This window comes from Massilia sp. UYP32 (genome assembly GCF_050434365.1).
Taxonomy (GTDB): Bacteria; Pseudomonadota; Gammaproteobacteria; order Burkholderiales; family Burkholderiaceae_D; genus Telluria; species Telluria timonae.
In genome coordinates, this window is record NZ_JBNDIK010000035.1 from 49,391 (window position 1) to 66,374 (window position 16,984).

Annotated in this window: 9 protein-coding genes; 5 read left to right on the top strand and 4 right to left on the bottom strand. The window is 67.0% G+C overall.

Annotation, left to right across the window (positions count from 1 at the left end; all coding sequences use genetic code 11):
- Window position 1 precedes the first annotated feature (1 nt).
- Complete coding sequence (locus ABIB42_RS23555) at window positions 2-1,360, bottom strand: FG-GAP repeat domain-containing protein (protein ID WP_184238857.1); 1,359 nt, start codon at window positions 1,358-1,360, stop codon at window positions 2-4.
- Window positions 1,361-1,456: 96 nt separating this feature from the next.
- Window positions 1,457-1,696 carry a hypothetical protein gene (locus tag ABIB42_RS23560; RefSeq protein WP_429249067.1) on the bottom strand — a complete coding sequence of 80 codons (240 nt, stop codon included), beginning with the start codon at window positions 1,694-1,696 and terminating at the stop codon, window positions 1,457-1,459.
- A gap of 224 nt (window positions 1,697-1,920) precedes the next feature.
- On the opposite strand from ABIB42_RS23560, the gene ABIB42_RS23565 reads away from it, so the two are divergent.
- Together ABIB42_RS23565 and ABIB42_RS23570 are read left to right on the top strand one after the other, a co-directional pair.
- Window positions 1,921-3,408 carry an ATPase domain-containing protein gene (locus tag ABIB42_RS23565; RefSeq protein ID WP_429249068.1) on the top strand — a complete coding sequence of 496 codons (1,488 nt, stop codon included), beginning with the start codon at window positions 1,921-1,923 and terminating at the stop codon, window positions 3,406-3,408.
- Between the two features lie 16 nt (window positions 3,409-3,424).
- The gene (locus tag ABIB42_RS23570; protein WP_051205080.1) at window positions 3,425-5,092 is read left to right on the top strand and encodes a response regulator; all 1,668 of its coding nucleotides are present in this window, start codon (window positions 3,425-3,427) and stop codon (window positions 5,090-5,092) included.
- A 13-nt stretch (window positions 5,093-5,105) separates the two neighbouring features.
- Here ABIB42_RS23570 and ABIB42_RS23575 read toward each other — a convergent pair whose 3' ends face one another.
- A complete protein-coding gene (locus tag ABIB42_RS23575; protein WP_429249069.1) occupies window positions 5,106-7,298 on the bottom strand; it encodes a TonB-dependent receptor in 2,193 nt (730 codons plus the stop codon).
- Window positions 7,299-7,419: 121 nt separating this feature from the next.
- Window positions 7,420-8,724: a hypothetical protein gene (locus ABIB42_RS23580; RefSeq protein WP_429249070.1), complete on the bottom strand. Its 1,305-nt coding sequence runs from the start codon at window positions 8,722-8,724 to the stop codon at window positions 7,420-7,422.
- Window positions 8,725-9,398: 674 nt separating this feature from the next.
- Between ABIB42_RS23580 and ABIB42_RS23585 the strand changes: the two genes are divergently transcribed.
- The 3 genes from ABIB42_RS23585 to ABIB42_RS23595 all read left to right on the top strand — a co-directional run bounded on the left by ABIB42_RS23585 (window position 9,399) and on the right by ABIB42_RS23595 (window position 16,894).
- A complete protein-coding gene (locus ABIB42_RS23585; RefSeq protein WP_429249071.1) occupies window positions 9,399-11,876 on the top strand; it encodes a sensor domain-containing protein in 2,478 nt (825 codons plus the stop codon).
- Window positions 11,877-12,239: 363 nt separating this feature from the next.
- A complete protein-coding gene (locus ABIB42_RS23590) occupies window positions 12,240-15,086 on the top strand; it encodes a TonB-dependent receptor (protein WP_429249072.1) in 2,847 nt (948 codons plus the stop codon).
- An 89-nt stretch (window positions 15,087-15,175) separates the two neighbouring features.
- A complete protein-coding gene (locus ABIB42_RS23595; RefSeq protein WP_429249073.1) occupies window positions 15,176-16,894 on the top strand; it encodes an NPCBM/NEW2 domain-containing protein in 1,719 nt (572 codons plus the stop codon).
- Window positions 16,895-16,984: the final 90 nt, after the last annotated feature.

A 16,984-nucleotide genomic window follows, 5' to 3' on the forward strand; every position in this document is an offset into this window, starting at 1 on the left:
CTCAGCGCGCCTTCTTCTCGAGCTTCGGCACCGGCGGCAGCGACGCCCGGTGCTTCTCGATGTCGCTCAGCAGCAGTCGCGCCTGGGTGCCCCAGCCGCCGATGAAGACGTCGGTCTTGCCGTCGCCATCGAGGTCGCCCTTGCCCATGCTCCAGCTGCGGCCGACGGTCACGCCCGGCAGCACCGCCAGGGTCACGTCCTTGAAATGGCCCTTGCCGTCGTTCTGCCAGGCGCGCGGCTGCAGCGGCACGAAGCCCGGCACCTGGATCGCGCCCACCAGCAGGTCCGGCGCGCCGTCGCCGTTGAAATCGACCACCGTGCCGGCCCAGCTCGAGAAGGTGTGGGCCGGCAGGCGCTTTGCAGTCTCGTCGCGGTAGCGTCCCTTGCCGTCGTTGACCAGCAAGCGGGTTTGCGGATCCTTGTCCCAGCCGGCGTTGTTGCTGGTGATGTTGAAGAACACGATGTCGAGCTTGCCGTCGCCGTTCGCGTCCAGCACCTGCACTTCGCGCGTTTCCATCGGCGCCTTCAGCTCGAGCCGGTGCGACTCGTCCTTGAACCGGCCCTTGCCGTCGTTGATCAGGAGCCGGTTCGGCTGGCTGGGACTGGCCAGCAGCAGGTCGAGGTCACCGTCGCCATCCATGTCGGCCAGCGCCGCGCCCTCGGTCTGGTCGTTCCCCTGCGGCAGGTGGGTGGCGGAGGCATCGACGAAGTAGCCGGGCCGCTTGGGGTCACCGAGGAACAGCAGGTTCTTCGCCGCCACCTCCTTGCCGCCGCCCGCCTCGCCGGTGCTGCCGATGAAGATGTCGGGCAGGCCGTCGCCATCGACGTCGCCGAGCGCCAGAGCATTGCCCTGGCTGTGGGCCGGCAGGCGCGCGCTGGCGTCGACGAAGCCGCCCTTGCCGTCGCCCAGGTAGAGCTGGTGAACTTCGTCGGCCTCGGCCACGAACACCACGTCCATATGGCCGTCGCGGTCGACATCGGCGGCGCGCACGTGTTCGCTGTCGTGCATGCGGGCGCCGAATGCGTCCGGGACGTAGGTCAGCTTGCCGCCGCCGTCGTTGCGGTACAGACGGTTGACGCCGTGTTCCACCGAGACCACGACATCCAGGTCACCGTCGTGGTCGACGTCGATGAACACGGAGTCGGTCGCGTGCAGGGCCGGCGCGACCGGGACCTTGGGCAGGGTCGCGTCGATCCAGGCGGAACCCGGCGCCTCGGGGATCAACGCAAAGGCGTCATAGGCGGGGTCGCGGACGGATTGGGCGGCGCTGCCGCCCACCGTCCCGAGGGCCAGCGCGACGGCCGTGGCGAGCCGGATCGAACAGGCGCTGCGCGGCTTGGCGCAAGGGTCAAACGTCATCGATGTGTTCTCCATGAGCGGCGATTGAGCGGCGATTGAGCGGCAAGCGGGCAGCATAGCAGACCTGGCAATCCAGCCGGACGCCCGCCGAGAGCCTCAGAAGAACGGCCAGGCGAGACGCCCCTTGAGGTGCAGCACGATGCGCAGCGCCGGGTAGCCGAGCGCGACGCCGAAAGCCAGCAGGCAGCAAGGCTGGCCCATGAAGGCCAGCCAGAACCCGGCGACCATGCTGGCAGCCACCAGCACCATCAGCCACAGCTCGATGCTGAGCAGGAGTCCGGACGCCGCGCGCCACACTTGCCGCAGTTCGGCCGCGACTTCCCTGACGGATTTCATGTCATGAACCATGGCAGTGTCACCTCCTCGATGGGACCGGCGCGGCGCCCCGGCCGCTACCCGATGGTAGTCCCGCCATCATCAGAGAACATTGCCTCACGCCAATAAACGCCAGGGAGTTCCAATCTTGCGCCGCTGTTCAGTCAAGATTGTTATCATATTTTCATCATAATCCCGGTCCTGCCCGCGACGTGGCAGGCCTTTGAGCCATCAACGAAACCGACATGACCCATTGCCCGCAACGCGTTGTCACTGGAATCCCGGAACTCGATGCAGTGCTGCACGGCGGCCTGCTGCGCAACCGCATCCACCTGATCGAAGGCCGGCCGGGCACCGGCAAGACCACGCTCGGCCTGCGCTACCTGATCGAGGGCGTGGCCAGCGACGACGCCGGCCTGTATTTGAGCCTGTCCGAAGCGGAGGACGAACTGCGCGCCACCGCGGCCAACCACGGCTGGAACCTGGACGGGGTCGAGATCGTCGACATGATCCCGCTGCCGCCGCAGCCGGCGCCGCAGAGCATCCTGCTGCCGACCGACAGCGAGCTGGCCGAGCTGGTCAACCGCATCGCCGACCGCGTCGAGCAGGCGCGTCCCGCGCGCGTGGTGATCGATTCGATGGTCGAGATCCGGCTGCTGGCGCGCGACAGCGCCCACTACCGGCGCCAGATCATCGCCCTGCGCGAGCGCCTCAGCCGCATCGGCGCGACTGTTCTGCTGCTCGACGACATCACTTCGGATGGCCGCGAATACGAGCTGCAAAGCGCCGTGCATGGCGTGATTTCGCTGGAATACGTCGAACGCAGCTTCGGCGCCGCGCGCCGCCGCCTGCACGTCGTCAAGATGCGGGGCGGCAGCTTCCAGAGCGGCTGGCACGACTACAAGATCCTTCCCGGCGAGATCCTGGTCTTTCCCAGCCTGATCGCGCAGGAACATCACCGGCCGCCGCAGCGCAACGACATCGTGAGCGGCATCGCGACCCTCGACGAACTGGCCGGCGGCCCGCTGGTCACCGGCAGCTCGACGATGGTGCTGGGGCCGTCCGGCGTGGGCAAGACCACGCTGGCGCTGCAGTATGCGCGGTCGGCGGTCAGGTCGGGCCTGCGGGTCGCCTACTTCAATTTCGACGAATCCGAATCGACGCTGCGTTCGCGCCTGGTCGCGGACATGGGCGAAGGGCCGGTGCGCGACCTCGACACCGGCGACGCCGGCGCCGGCGATGCCGCGGATCCGGACGACAACCGCCGCTTCTTCCTGCGCCGCGTCAATCCATCGCGCATCTCGCCCGGCGAATTCATCTGGAGCGTGCGGCGCCTGGTCGAAGACCACGACGTCAAGCTGGTGATCATCGACAGCATCAATTCCTACCTGGACGTGATCCGGCAAGAGAAGTCGCTGCTGCCGCAGATGAACGAGCTGTTCTCTTACCTGAGCAATATGAGCGTGTCGTCGATCGTCGTCGGCGCCCATTCGCAGCGGCTGGACACCTCGAAGGAGCCGGACGCTGTCAGCATCATCACCGACAACATCATCTCGCTGCGCTACTACGAGCGCGACCACGTGGTGTGCAAGGCGCTGTGCGTGCTCAAGAAGCGCCAGGGACCGCACGTGCACGAGATCCGCGAGCTCGAGCTGACCGACGACGGCATCCGCATCGGTGATCGGGTGCAGAGCAAGGACGACGACATCGGGGTGGCGGCCCTTGGCGCCTGAGGCGACACAAGCGGTCGTGGTGTTCGCCCCGCTGGCGGGCGACGCCGCCGCCCTGCGCGCGATCGTCGAGCACGAGGGCGTGGCGGCCAGGACCTGCGCCGACGCTCTTGAATTCTACGCCGCGCTGGGCGACGGCGCGCTCGCCGTCGTCATCACCGAAGAAGGCCTGGCGCGCTGCGCGCTGCAGGACCTGGCGGACCGGCTGCGCCGCCAGCCGGCGTGGTCCGACCTGCCGATCCTGGTGCTGGCCGACGCCGACAGCCGCGAGGTCGACGACGGCCGCTTCCGGCGCCTCGGCGAACTCGGCAACGTGACCTTGCTCATCCGTCCCACCGCGCGCCTGGCGCTGGCGATGGCGCTGCGTTCGGCGCTGCGCACGCGGCGCCTGCAGTTCGCCGTGCGCGACCAGCTGGCGCAGCTGGCCGGCCATGCCGGCGAACTCGAGGCGACGGTGGCGCGGCGCACCGCTTCGCTCGAGCGCGAGGTGCTCGAGCGGCGCCGGGTCGAACAGGCGCTGGCCGAGGCGCGCCGGCTGGAATCGCTCGGCAAGCTCACGGGCGGCATCGCCCATGACTTCAACAACATCCTGCAGGTGGTGGCCGGCAGCGAAACCCTGCTGCGCATGCTGCTGGCGAACAGCCTCGACGCGCGCGTGACGCGCGCGCTGGACGGCATCCGGCGCGCCGCCGGCCACGGCTCGTCGCTGACCCAGCAGCTGCTGGCCTATGCCCGCCGCCAGCCGCTGGCCAGCGTCGCGGTCGACCTGCGCGCGCAGCTGCGCGCCACCTCGGACATGATCCTGCGCACGCTGGGCCCTGGCATCGAGCTGCGCAGCGACGTCGCGCCCGGCCTGTGGCGCGTGGTGGTCGATCCGGCCCAACTCGACGCGGCAGTGCTGAACGTCGCCGGCAATGCGCGCGACGCCATGCCGGACGGCGGCGTGCTGACGCTGGCGGCGCGCAACTGGACCCTGCCCGACCCCGCGCTGCCGGAAGGCGGCCACCTGGCCGGCGACTTCGTCGGCCTGCTCGTCAGCGACGACGGCCACGGCATGAGCGAGGAGACGGCGCGCCAGGCCTTCGAGCCCTTCTTCACCACCAAGCCGATGGGCAAGGGCACCGGGCTCGGACTGTCGCAGGTCTACGGCTTCGCCATCCAGAGCCAGGGCCTGGCCTTCATCCGGCGCGATCCGGTCGGCACCACGATCGGCATCCTGCTGCCGCGCAGCGAGGAGCAGGCCGCGCCCCCCGGCATCGATCCATCCGCCCTGCGCGCCGACGGCCTGAGCGGCCTGCGCGTGCTGTACGTCGAGGATGACCCCGACGTGGCCGACGCGACCGGCGCGCTGCTGCAGTCGCTGGGCGTCGAAGTGCGCCTGGTCACGGGCGCCGCTGCCGCGATCGCTTGCGACCTGGCGGAGGTCGACCTGGTGTTCTCGGACGTGATGATGCCGGGAGAGATGGACGGCATCGAGCTGGCGCGCTGGCTGGCCGAGCGCCATCCGGCGCTGCCGGTGGTGCTCACCAGCGGCTACATGCTGTCGCCCGAACGGCTGCAGGACCTGAAGGTGCAGTTCGTGCGCAAGCCTTCTTCGCTCGGCGCCATCAATGACGCCTTCGTCACCGCGCTGCGCAAGCGCAATTTCAGCGACGACGGCCGCCGCGGGGAGCGCCAGCGGCGCTGACCCGCTGACGCGCCTAGAAATCGAACTGCGCCGACACCAGCGCCGTGCGCGCCGCGGCCGCGGTGGCGAAGGTGCCGTTGGCCAGCCAGTACGCCTTGTCGGCGACGTTCTCGACGCTGGCGCGCAGGATGGCCGGCTTGCCCATCACGCTGGTGCGATAGCGCGCGCCGATATCGAAGCGGGTCCACGACGGCAGGTGCAGCGTGTTGGCGGCATTGAACGGGATGTCCGAGGTATGGATGGCGCGGGCATTGAAGCTCAGGCCCGGCACCCCGTCCAGATCCCAGTCGAGGCCGGCGCTGAGGGCGCGCTTCGGCACGCCGTTGGCGTCGTTGCCCTCGTTTACGCCGCCCGCGGTTTTCTGCAGTTCGGCGTCATAGAAGGTCGCGCTGGCCATCAGGCGCAGGTTGCGCACGACCTCGCCCATGACCGACAGTTCCAGGCCGCGGTTACGCTGGTTGCCGTCCATGCTGTAGATCGTGGTGACCGGATCGGTGACGGCGTTCGGACGATCGATCTGGAACACGGAGATGCCGCTCAGGAGCTTGCCCTGCTCGAGCTTCACGCCGGCCTCGTACTGCTTCGATTTATACGGAGCGAACACCTCGCCCACGTTCGCCGTGCCGAGCGGCGCCGTGCTGCCGCGGGTCAGCCCCGAGGTGAAGTTGCCGTACACCGACACGTTGGCCATGGGCTTGACGACGATGCCGACCAGCGACGAGGTCGCGCTCTCGTCGTACGAGGTGGTGCCGACGCCGGCCGGCGTGAAGTTCCTGGCGACCACCTTCTGCTTGCGCACGCCGCCGGTCACGAGCAGGCGGTCGTCGAGGAAGGACAAGGTATCGGTGAGCGCGACGCTGGACAGCTCGGTGCCCGAGGTCTTGGTGGGCGACTGGCGTTCGCCGCGCATGACCGGCAGCGCAACCGGATGATAGATGTTCGAATTCACCGCCGTGGCGGCCGGCGCCGACAAGTAGAAGCTGCCGGTTTCCTGCTCCAGGCGCGAGGCCGAGACGGTGAACAGGTGCTTCACGCCCAGCCCTTCGACGGTGGCGCGGGCGCCCACCTCGGCGGTCTTGTTGCGGGTGGCGGCATCGTACCAGGCGTTGCTGATGCGCAGATTGCCCGCCATGTCGATCGCATCCTGGCCGCGCGCGGATGGAAAGTCCTGCTCGCTGGCGCCGTAGTGGTAGCCGGCGGCGGCGTACAGCATCAGGTTCGGGGCGAGGTCGTATTCGATCCGCGACGAGACGGTCGAATCGCGCATCGTGAGTTCGACGCCCGGATACATCGCGCGCCGGCCCGACGGCGCGGCCGGAATGCGCGTCACGTTGGGCCGGAAGCTGGACTGGCCGCGAAAGCCGTCGGTGTCCTCGCGCTGGGCATAGGCGTCGACCACCCAGCGCAGCGTCGAGGAACGGTAGTCGAGCGCCAGCGCGGCCAGGCCGAATTCGGTCTGGCTGGCGTCGAGCGTGTTGTCGCCCTTGCGGTAGACGCCATTGAAGCGCACGCCCCATTCGCCGGCGTCGCCGAAGCGGCGGCCGACGTCCACGTGGGCGCCGAAGATCGACTTGCTCTCGAAAGTGCCGGTGACGCGGGTCAGCGGCGCGTCGCCCGCGCGCTTGGTGACGATATTGATGTTGCCGCCGATGCTGCCGCCAGGGCTGATGCCATACATGAGCGTGCCCGGGCCTTTCAGCACTTCGACGCGTTCCATCATCGCGGCCGGCATGCGGTTGCCGGAACTGAGCCCGTACAGGCCGTTCACGCCGACGTCGCCGCTGGCCACGCTGAAACCGCGGATCTGGAAGTCTTCGCTGAAGCCCGAGGTCGAGGTCTGCACGCGCACCGAGGCTTCGTTGACGACCGCGTCGGCCAGCGTGCGCGCCTGCTGGTCTTCCAGCAGCTGCGAGGTGTAGTTGGTGGTGCTGAACGGCGTGTCCATGATGTCGCCCGCGCCCAGCACGCCGAGGCCGCCGCGACGCGCCACCCCGCCGTTCATGTACGGCGCCTCGTCGAGCGTGCGGGCGCCGGTCACCAGCACCTGCTCGATCTGCGGCGCCCCGCTGTCCTGGGCGTGCACGGCGCCGGCCAGCAGGGCGACGGGCGCCGCCGCGAACGCGGCGCCCCAGGCGCGCCTGGACAGCAGCGACAGGGTCGGTTGGCGGGTGGTCAGGATGGAAGGCGAGCGGCGCAGCTTGGTCATGAGCGGGTCCAGTCAGTGTGAGTTCAGTAGATGCAAATGAGAATTATACTCATTTGCATTAATGCTCACAACGACTGGATGCCGCGCGGGTCGCGCCGTGGGTCACCCTCAGCCGATGGCGTTAGAAATAATAGCCAGCCTGCAGGTTGATTCGGCGCGTGAAGCCCTGATGCTCGGACGAGGTCGCGGCCAGGCCGCCGAGATCGGGCGAGATGTAAGGGTGGTGCTTGCCGATCATCAGGTCGGCATAGAACGACCACTTCCCTGCCGCGAAGCTCATCCCGGTCACGTTCTGCACCGAGTCGCGGTAGGCGCCACTGCGCTTTTTCAGCACGCTGTAGTCGTTGTAGACCTTGAACTGGCTGAACGGGCCGATCCTGCCGGGGATGTCGTAGCTGACGTTGGCGATATGGATGTCGCCCGCGGAGGCGACGGGGAATGGATAACCGAAGCCGCCGACCAGGACGAAGCTGTTCGGGTCCAGTCCGCCATACGTCTGTTCGGGGCCGTGCGCGGTGCGGTAGCGGTAGCGCATCGATTGCAGCATCACGTTGACGCGGCCATAGTTGCCGCGATAGTGGACCGCCCCGGCGTACCGGCGGGTGTCAGTTCCGCGGCCGTTGTCGATCTCGCCGGTCAGGCCGGAAAAGCCGAACTCGTGGCGGCCCTCCGGCCCCAGGTTCCATACCACGCGTCCGACCAGGGTGTTGCGCTCGCTGTCGGTCTGGCCGGTGCCGTAGCCTTGCTCGTCGTCATCCTTGACGATATTGTAGGAATACCGGTTCGAGGCGCCGGCCGTATTGCTGCCGCCGCCGTAGGAACCGCCATCGCGCGGGAAGAAGGCCAGCTGCCATTCGACCGGACCGGGACGGCTGATGTATTTCACGCCGAGGTCGTACTTGTCTTCGAAGCCGGCGTAGAAGGCGATCGACTCGTAGAAGTTGTTCGAGGCGAACGGCAGGAGGCCGAAGGGATTGCTGTCCAGGCCGACGTGCAGTTCGCTCTTGTCGTCGAAGCGCACGCCGCCCCAGGCATGGCGCAGGAAATGCTGCCAGTAGTCGCCCTGCCCCTTGGGGTAGCGGTTGTAGCGGTACTGGGCCGAGCCGATCATCCGGCCGTCATCGTAGTTGACGTCCAGGCGCGCCGTGTCGAGGCCGACAAAACCGCTGCGGCGCTCGTCGTCCCAGCTCTTGTGGCCGTAATTGAAGCGGATCGCGCCGCCGATCGTCAGCGGCGACTTCGTCGTTTCCTGCGCGCTCGCGATTTCCGTGGCGCCCTCCTGGGCATGCGCATGGCCGGACGCGAGGACCGCGATGCCGGCCAGGGCGGCGCACAGGCCGGTCGCCGTCTTCGTTTTCATGCGCGCGGCAAATGCCGCCATTGGCGAATCGAGGTCTTGCGGGGTAATGGTGTAGTGCAAATTCACGTAGGTTTCCTGAGTGATGATCGGCGCCCAACGGCCGGCGTCGGGCCGGCGGTGGCGCAATGGACGAGGAATCCCGGGCCTACGGCCTATTGACGGCGCAGCAGAGCTTGATATCGGCGACATATGACGCGCGACGTAAGTTCCCGAGGTCGAAGCGGCCTGCGATTGCCCCCGATGAGCGCCACGGCCAGGCCGATGACGTCATCGTTCAGAGAATACAGGACCAGGGTCGCCTTTCACGGCGACGACGCCGCACAGGGCGCCCTGCCTGGCGCATGGGGTCGATCCGGACAAGACAGCGATCTCGAACGCTGCTCAACGCGCCCCATGCCTGCACGCGCGCCCGGCGCCGCATCGATTGGGGGGAAACATTGATGAATGCCTGGCCATGACTGGCGGCAGAAAAGCGTATTGTAACCCAGCAATGAAGATTCGTACAAATGTACATGCAAATCTTACAACAAGCGGCACTGGCGACCGTGCGCGCGGGGCCTCGCCGTTCCGGCGCCCGGAAATCGAAGCGTCGCTTGCACGGCATGGCCGGGGATGATACAAGGAGGTGTCTTTTCGACTGCCGCACGCGCACGCGCCGCCTTCGACGCCGCGCCCGATCTTGCCCTCGATATCGCCAGGCTTCCCGCAGTCGCGTTCGCAACGCCCCGGACTGCTGCGCCATGCCTCCTCCGACAACCAGACCCGCCCTGGCACCACGTTCGACGCTGGGAGACCGGTTCGACTTTCTCCAGCGCGTGGCCCAGGTCGGCCTGTGGGAGATGCGCGTGCGGGACCGCCGCCTGTATGTCTCGGATGAACTGCGCACCCTGTTCGGCATCTGCGCCGGCGCGCCCGATCCCGACTTCGCGACACTGTTCGCGCGCGTGCATCCCGACGACCAGCAGACCGTCGAGGTCGAGGTCGCGCACGCTCTGGAACACGGCACGCCGCTCGACCTGGAACACCGCGTGGTATGGCCGGACGGCGCGGTGCGCCATGTGCATGCGCGCGGCGACCTGATGCACGGGAGAGACGGCGAACCGGCCTACTACGGCTCGGTGCAGGACGTGACCGAACGGCACACGGCCGAGCAGGCCAACGTGCGCCTGGCGCGGCGCCTGTGCGCCACGCTCGAGAGCATCACCGATATCTTCTACACGGTCGACCGCGAATGGCGCTTCACCTACCTCAACAGCGAAGCCGAGCAACTGTTCGGGCGGCCGCGCGCCGGGTTGCTGGGCAAGGTATTGTGGGATGAGTTTCCCGAGCTGGGCGCGCCGCCGGCACGGGAAGAACTGCGGCGCGCCATGCGCGAGCGCTGCACGGTCGCCTTCGACGACTTCCACGCCACGCTCCAGCTGCATTGCGAAGTGCGCGCCTATCCGTCCGATACCGGGCTGGCAGTCTATATGCGCGACATCACGCTCCAGAAACTGACCGAGGATGCGCTGCGCCGCAGCGAGGAACGGTTTCGCATTGTCGCCCGCGTCACCAGCGACGCGATCTGGGATCTCGACGTGCGCACCGATACCCTGTGGTTCGGCGCCAGCCTGCATGAGCTGTTCGGCTACGCGCCGGATGAATTCCAGGCTTCGCTCTCCCTGTGGATGGACCGCATCCATCCTGACGACCGCCAGCGCGTGATCGCGCGCTTCGACCATGCGCTCCATGGCGGCAGCGACCTCCACTGGAGCGACGACTACCGCTTCATCCGCAAGGACGGCAGCGTGGCCCACGTGCACGACCGGGCGCAGATCCTGCGCGACGGCGACGGCACGGCCTTGCGCGTGGTGGGCGCCGTGATCGACGTATCCGAACGGCATGCGTCCGACCTCCACATCCGCTACCTTGCCTTCCACGATACGCTTACCCAACTACCGAACCGCGCATTCCTGACCGAGCGCCTGGAGGCTGCCCTGGCCGCCGCGCGCAGCGACACAGGCGGCGATGCGCGGCGCAGGGCGCTGCTGTTGATCGATCTCGACAATTTCAAGACGCTCAACGAGACGCTCGGCCACGCCGTCGGCGACCGCTTGCTGCAGCAGCTGGCGATACGGCTGGTCGCCGGCCTTCCCAGCGACGTCGTCGCCGCCCGCTTCGGCGGCGACGAGTTCGGCGTGCTGCTGGAAAATCTGCCTGCCGACAAGGAGCAGGCGTGCGCCCAGGCGAAGCATGAAGGCGAACGCATCAACTACCTGCTGAACCAGCCGGTCCAGCTGGACGGCTATTGGCTGCAGCTCGGCGCCAGCATCGGCATCACCGTTTTTTCCGACGACGCCGTCGATGCCGGCGACCTGCTCAGGCGCGCCGACCTGGCGATGTACCGGGCCAAGGCGGCCGGACGCGGCACCGTCCGCTTCTTCGATCCTTCCCTCCAAGCCGCCGCCGCGGCGCGCCTGACGCTCGAAAACGACCTGCGCGCGGGATTGCGCGACCATGCGTTCTTCCTGCACTACCAGCCGCAGGTCGAGCGCGACGGCCGCATCGTCGGCGTCGAAGCCCTGGTGCGCTGGCGTCACCCCAAGCGGGGCACGGTCTCGCCGGTCGAATTCATCCCGCTCGCCGAAGAGACCGGGCTGGCCCTCCCACTCGGCCATTGGGTGCTCGAACGCGCCTGCCGCCAATTGTCCGACTGGGCCGGACAGGAGGAAACCGCGCACCTGGAAATCTCCGTCAACGTCAGCGCGCGCCAGCTGCACCATCCGGCCTTCGTGGCCCAGGTGCTCGGCTGCCTCGGCCCGAGCGGCGCCGATCCGCGCAAGCTCAAGCTCGAGATCACCGAAGGCTCGCTGCTGGACGACATCGAAGACGCGATCAGCAAGATCAATGCCCTCAAGGCCCACGGCCTGACCTTTGCGATCGACGATTTCGGCACCGGCTATTCGTCGCTGGCCTACCTCAAGCGGCTGCCGCTCGACATGCTCAAGATCGACCGTTCCTTCGTGCTCGACCTGACCACGAATCCGAACGACGCGGTGATCGCGCGCACCATCATCGCCCTGGGGGCCAGCCTTGGCCTGAAGGTGCTGGCCGAAGGCGTGGAAACCGAGGACCAGCGCGACTTCCTGTTCGCGAACGGATGCCAGGCCTACCAGGGCTACCTGTGCGCGCGACCGCTGGAAGCGCAGGCGCTGGCGGGAATGCTGCGCAAGCGCTGACCCGCGCACCCGCGGCCGCCCCCCGGACCGCCCGCTTTCGAATCGAAAGCTAAATCCCGATTTAACACAGATACAACAAGTGATTCGAAAAAGATCGAAAGATGCTTTGTCACGCTCAGGATTTCGCTATAGACTAAATAACGTTATACGGATTGCGCACCACGGTGCGCTTTCGATACCTCCGGAAGCGAAACCCGTATAGCAAAGCGAAATCCATACGAAACCAAACGAAAGAACGAATCAACCCGCGACAACTCGTCCGCCTGCCGGCCGAGACAGGTAGTGACCGCAACCGGACAGCCTTCCCGTGTGCCCGGCATCGCCCGTGCTGCTCCAACAAACCTATAAAAAAGGAAGCGTTTAATGAGTTCTCATCTGCAATGCCGTTCTCACGCCGACAGCCATGCCCGCTTTGCGCTGAATCCGCTCACTTCTGCCTGCCTGCTCGCCCTGGCCACCCTCGCGGCGCCTGCCCGCGCCCAGTCGGATGCCGCCCCGCTCGACGCCGACAAGGTCGAGCAGGTCGTCGTGACCGGCACCCGCGCCAGCCTGCAACAGTCGCTGGCGCTCAAGCGCAACTCGGCTGTCGTGCAGGACAGCATCAGCGCGACCGAGCTCGGACGCTTCCCCGACAACAACGTGGCCGACTCGCTCAGCCACATCACCGGCGTCTCGATCTCGCGCACCGCCGGCGGCGAAGGCCAGAAGGTCAGCATCCGCGGCCTCGGCCCCGACTACACGATCACCACCTTCAACGGCCGCCTGCTGGGCACCGACAGCGCGGGCCGCTACTTCGCCTACGACGTGCTGCCGGCCGACGTCATCAGCGGCGCCGACGTCGTCAAGTCGACCCAGGCGCAGCTGATCGAAGGCGCCATCGGCGGCCTCGTCAACCTGCGCTCGGCCAGCCCATTCGACCAGAAGGGCCAGCGCGGCCTGCTGCGCCTGGAAGGCGACCACAACGATATGAGCAGCCTGAACGGCAAGAAGCTGTCGGGCACCTACAGCAACACCTTCGACAACAAGGTCGGCGTGCTGCTCGGCCTCGTGTATGCCAAGCGCGACGTGCGCACCGACACGGCCGGCAACGACGGCGGCTGGACGCGCAACGCCATCCCGAGCGACCCGAGCCAGTTCTGGGAGGGAGGCAACGCCTGGGGCGGCGCCATCGACCCCAACGGCAACGGCATGCTCGACCCCGACGAAGAGGGCCTGATCGGGCCGGGCCAGTTCCGCTTCGGCTCCATCATGGAGAAGAAAGAACGCCTGGCGCTGTCGGGCAAGGTGGAGTGGCGGCCCACCAATGACGTGAAAGTCGTCTTTGACGGCTTCAAGACCCGGCTCGACTCGCCGCAGGTCGGCTACCAGCTGTCGTACTACCCTTTGTTCGCGCCGGGCCGCTGGTCCGACATGAAGGTCTCCAACGGCGTGGTGACCGACCTGACCCTGGACAGCACCGACCCCGAGCTGCGCCTCAACCCGGAGGTCCTGAACAAGACCGAATACCGGGTGGTCGACACCGCGATGGTCGGCACCAGGGCGGAATGGAAGGTGTCGCCGGCCTTGAAGGTGGCCGGCGACGTCTACCTGTCGACGTCGAAGCGCGACTCCGGCGGCAACGACAGCTATGTCGTGCTGCGCATGAACCAGCCCAATACCACGCGCATCCGGCTCACCGGCGCCGCCGTGCCCGACGTGACGACCACGCTGGCCGATGGCCGCGACCTGCAGACCGGCCTGGCCCAGGGCCTGTTCAGCGCCAGCGATTTCAACACCCACTTCTACAGCCGCACGGGCGACAATATCGACGACCGCATCGGCGGCGCGACGCTGGACGCCGACTGGAAGGTGGCCCGCTTTAACATCGACAACCTGAAGTTCGGCCTGAGCCAGACCAACCGCAAGAAGTCGCGCGACATGATCAACAACGCCTTCAATGCGGGCCAGGATCACTACTCCGGCGAGAACGCGGTCAACGTGGGGTCCCTCGGCGGCAACGTCATCAACCAGACCTTGAGCCCGGGCGGCTTCCTGTCTGGCGTGAGCGGCAACTTCCCGCGCAGCTTCCTCGGTTTCGACGTCAACAGCTACGCGCAGGCGCTGGCCGGCCTCGACGGCCAGCCCCGCCCGGGCGGCGGCGTCTACAGCTCGACCCTGTCGGCGCCCGCCTTCAACCCGCTGGAAAGCTATCGCGTGGAAGAAAAGACCTCGACCGCCTTCGTGCAGGCGGACATGTCCGGCGAACGCTGGTTCGCGGACGTCGGCGTGCGCCTCGTGCGCACCAGGACCGGCGCCCAGGCCTGGGACGCGAAGATCAACGACATCATCCAGAACGGCGCGTTCAACTTCACCGCCGTCTACGCCGATCCGTCGGTCGTGCGCCAGGACGCCAGCTACACCTTCGCCCTGCCGTCGGGTAACTTCACCTATTCGCTCACCGACAATCTGCAGCTGCGCCTCGGCGCCGCCAAGACGATGGCGCGTCCTTCGGTCGACAAGCTGGCGCCGTCCAGCACCACCGCCAGCATCTCGTGGGGCGACTTCACGCAGATCTACGGCGGCAATGCCGACCTGAAGCCGTACACGGCGCGCCAGGCCGACGTGTCGCTGGAATGGTATTACGCCAAAAGCTCCGCGCTGACCTTCGCCGTCTACCAGAAGAACATCAAGAACCAGATCACCAACCTCTGGCTGACGGGCCAGGACATCGGCGCGCCCGGCGGGCGCCTGTTCAACGTGCAGCGCCCCATCAACGGCGACAGCGCCAAGGCGCGCGGCATGGAGATCGGCCTGCAGCACCTGTTCGACAACGGCTTCGGCGTGCGTGCGCAATACACGCGCAACCTGTCGAAGAGCTGGGTAGGCGGCGAAGAGCGCCCGCTCGAAGGCATCGCACCGGCCACCGCCTCGTTCGGCATCCTGTACGAGCGCGGCCCGTGGAGCATGAGCACCACGGCCGACTACACCGATTCCTTCGTCACCGCCACCAATGTGATCGGTTCCGGCTTCAACGAGATGGCCAACTCGATGACGTGGGTGACCGCCCAGATCGCCTACGAGGTGAACAAGTCGCTACGCATCAGCATCGAAGGCAACAACCTCACCGATGCGGAACAGGCGCCCAAGCTGACCAACGGCATCGTCAGCCTGCCCAACGGCTATTACCGCTACGGCCGCTCCATCACCCTGGGCGCGAGCCTGAAATTCTGATGCGGCACGGGGCAGGATGTGCCCTGCCCCGCCTTCGACACGAGCAGGAGATGTGCATGCAAAAACGCTGGACCAGAGCAGGCCAACCCATGGCATGGAAAATCGTTTGTGGAAGCCTGGCTGCCACGCTCACCTTGTTGTTCACGCCGGCGCATGCCAGCTCCCCCGGCGATCCATTGGCCCCGGCGGGCCGCTGGGAAGGCGCCACCAGCGGCAGCGCCAGCACGCCGCCGATGGGCTGGAGCAGCTGGAACGCGTTTCGCACCGAAGTCGACGAAGGCAAGGTGCTCGGCGCCGCGCAAACGCTGGTCGACAGCGGCCTCGCCAGGCTCGGCTACCAGCACGTCAACATCGATGACGGCTGGTGGCTGAAGCGCCGCACCGGCGATGGCCGGCTGCAGATCCGCACCAATATCTTTCCCTCGGCAGCCACCGGTGGACCTGCCGGCACCAGCTTCAAGCCATTCACCGACAAGCTGCATGCGATGGGACTGAAGGCCGGCATCTACACCGACATCGGCCGCAATGCCTGTTCGCAAGCCTATGACCTGCATTCGCCCAACCTGCCGCAGGGCACGACCGCCGAGCGCGAGGTGGGACTGGAAGGCCACGTCACGCAGGACATCAACCTGTATTTCAAGGAATGGGGCTTCGACTACATCAAGATCGACGCCTGCGGGCTGGCCGACTTCTTGCCGGGTTCGGACCTGGTAAAGAAACAGGACTACCGCGCGGCGCCGCCCCTGATCGAACGCGGCTCGATCAACCGCACCGACGTCAAGGCGGTGCGCGCCCGCTACGAAGACGTCGCAGCCGCCCTCAAGGAGGCGCGGCCGAACAACGATTATGTGCTGTCGATCTGCGCCTGGGGCATGGCGAACGTGCGCACCTGGGGCAAGGATGTCGGCAACCTGTGGCGCACCAGCGCCGACATCACGCCCAGCTGGACCAGCATGCTGCACAACTTCGACAGCGCGGCGAAACGCGCGCTGTACGCCGGCCCCGGCCACTGGAACGATCCCGACATCCTGCACATCGGCCACGGCGCATTCGATGCCGCCAACCCGGTCGAAGTGCGTTCGCATTTCTCCTTGTGGGCGATGATCAATGCGCCGCTGCTGGTCAGCTATGACCTGCGCAACGGCCCCGCATCCTTCCTCGAGGTGCTGGGCAACGCGGACGTGGTCGCCTTGAACCAGGACAAGGCGGGCCACCAGGGCGTAATCGCCTATGACTCCGACGATGCGCAGATCATCGTCAAGACGCTGGGCACTGGTGAGCGCAAGGCGGTGGCGCTGTTCAACCGCGGCGCCGCGCCGGCGCCGGTGACCCTGCTGGCAAGTCACCTGAAACTCTCGGGCAGCGCACCGGTCCTGCTGCGCGACCTGTGGTCGAAGGAGAGCACGACCTTCACCGGCGAGAAGGCCTTCACGCTGGCGCCGCACGAGACGCTCGTGTTCGAGGCGACCGGCAAGCGGCAACTGGAAAACGGCGTCTATCTGTCGGAAATCCCCGGCTCGATCAACGTCGCCGTCGACGGCGCCCGTCAACCGCAACTCGATCCGACCGTCCACCGCATGATCGACCCATGGTCGAGCACCCGCTCCGGCGGTTCGCGTCCCCAGTATGCGGGCTGGGGCGGCGCGCAGGCGGATACGACGCCGTATGGCCAGACCCTGCAAGTGGCCGGACAGGTGTTCGAGTCGGGGCTCGGCGTACTGTCGAACTCGCGGCTGCAGGTGAAGAACGATGGCGGCCATGCGCAGTTGACGGCTTCTGTCGGCGTGGACGATTCGACCGAAGACTAAAGTGGACCCATCAGTCAAGACACTCAGCCGGCTAGTTTAAGCTGTGTCCATTTCCACTTCAGCAGCTGCCCGGCGCTGCCCCGTTCCGCC

What these genes read in the sequence shown, in the direction of transcription:
- ABIB42_RS23555 (WP_184238857.1), bottom strand. Translation starts at nt 1,360, where the DNA reads ATGACGTTTGACCCTTGCGCCAAGCCGCGCAGCGCCTGTTCGATCCGG.
- ABIB42_RS23560 (WP_429249067.1), bottom strand. Translation starts at nt 1,696, where the DNA reads ATGAAATCCGTCAGGGAAGTCGCGGCCGAACTGCGGCAAGTGTGGCGC.
- ABIB42_RS23565 (WP_429249068.1), top strand. Translation starts at nt 1,921, where the DNA reads ATGACCCATTGCCCGCAACGCGTTGTCACTGGAATCCCGGAACTCGAT.
- ABIB42_RS23575 (WP_429249069.1), bottom strand. Translation starts at nt 7,298, where the DNA reads ATGACCAAGCTGCGCCGCTCGCCTTCCATCCTGACCACCCGCCAACCG.
- ABIB42_RS23585 (WP_429249071.1), top strand. Translation starts at nt 9,399, where the DNA reads ATGCCTCCTCCGACAACCAGACCCGCCCTGGCACCACGTTCGACGCTG.
- ABIB42_RS23590 (WP_429249072.1), top strand. Translation starts at nt 12,240, where the DNA reads ATGAGTTCTCATCTGCAATGCCGTTCTCACGCCGACAGCCATGCCCGC.
- ABIB42_RS23595 (WP_429249073.1), top strand. Translation starts at nt 15,176, where the DNA reads ATGGCATGGAAAATCGTTTGTGGAAGCCTGGCTGCCACGCTCACCTTG.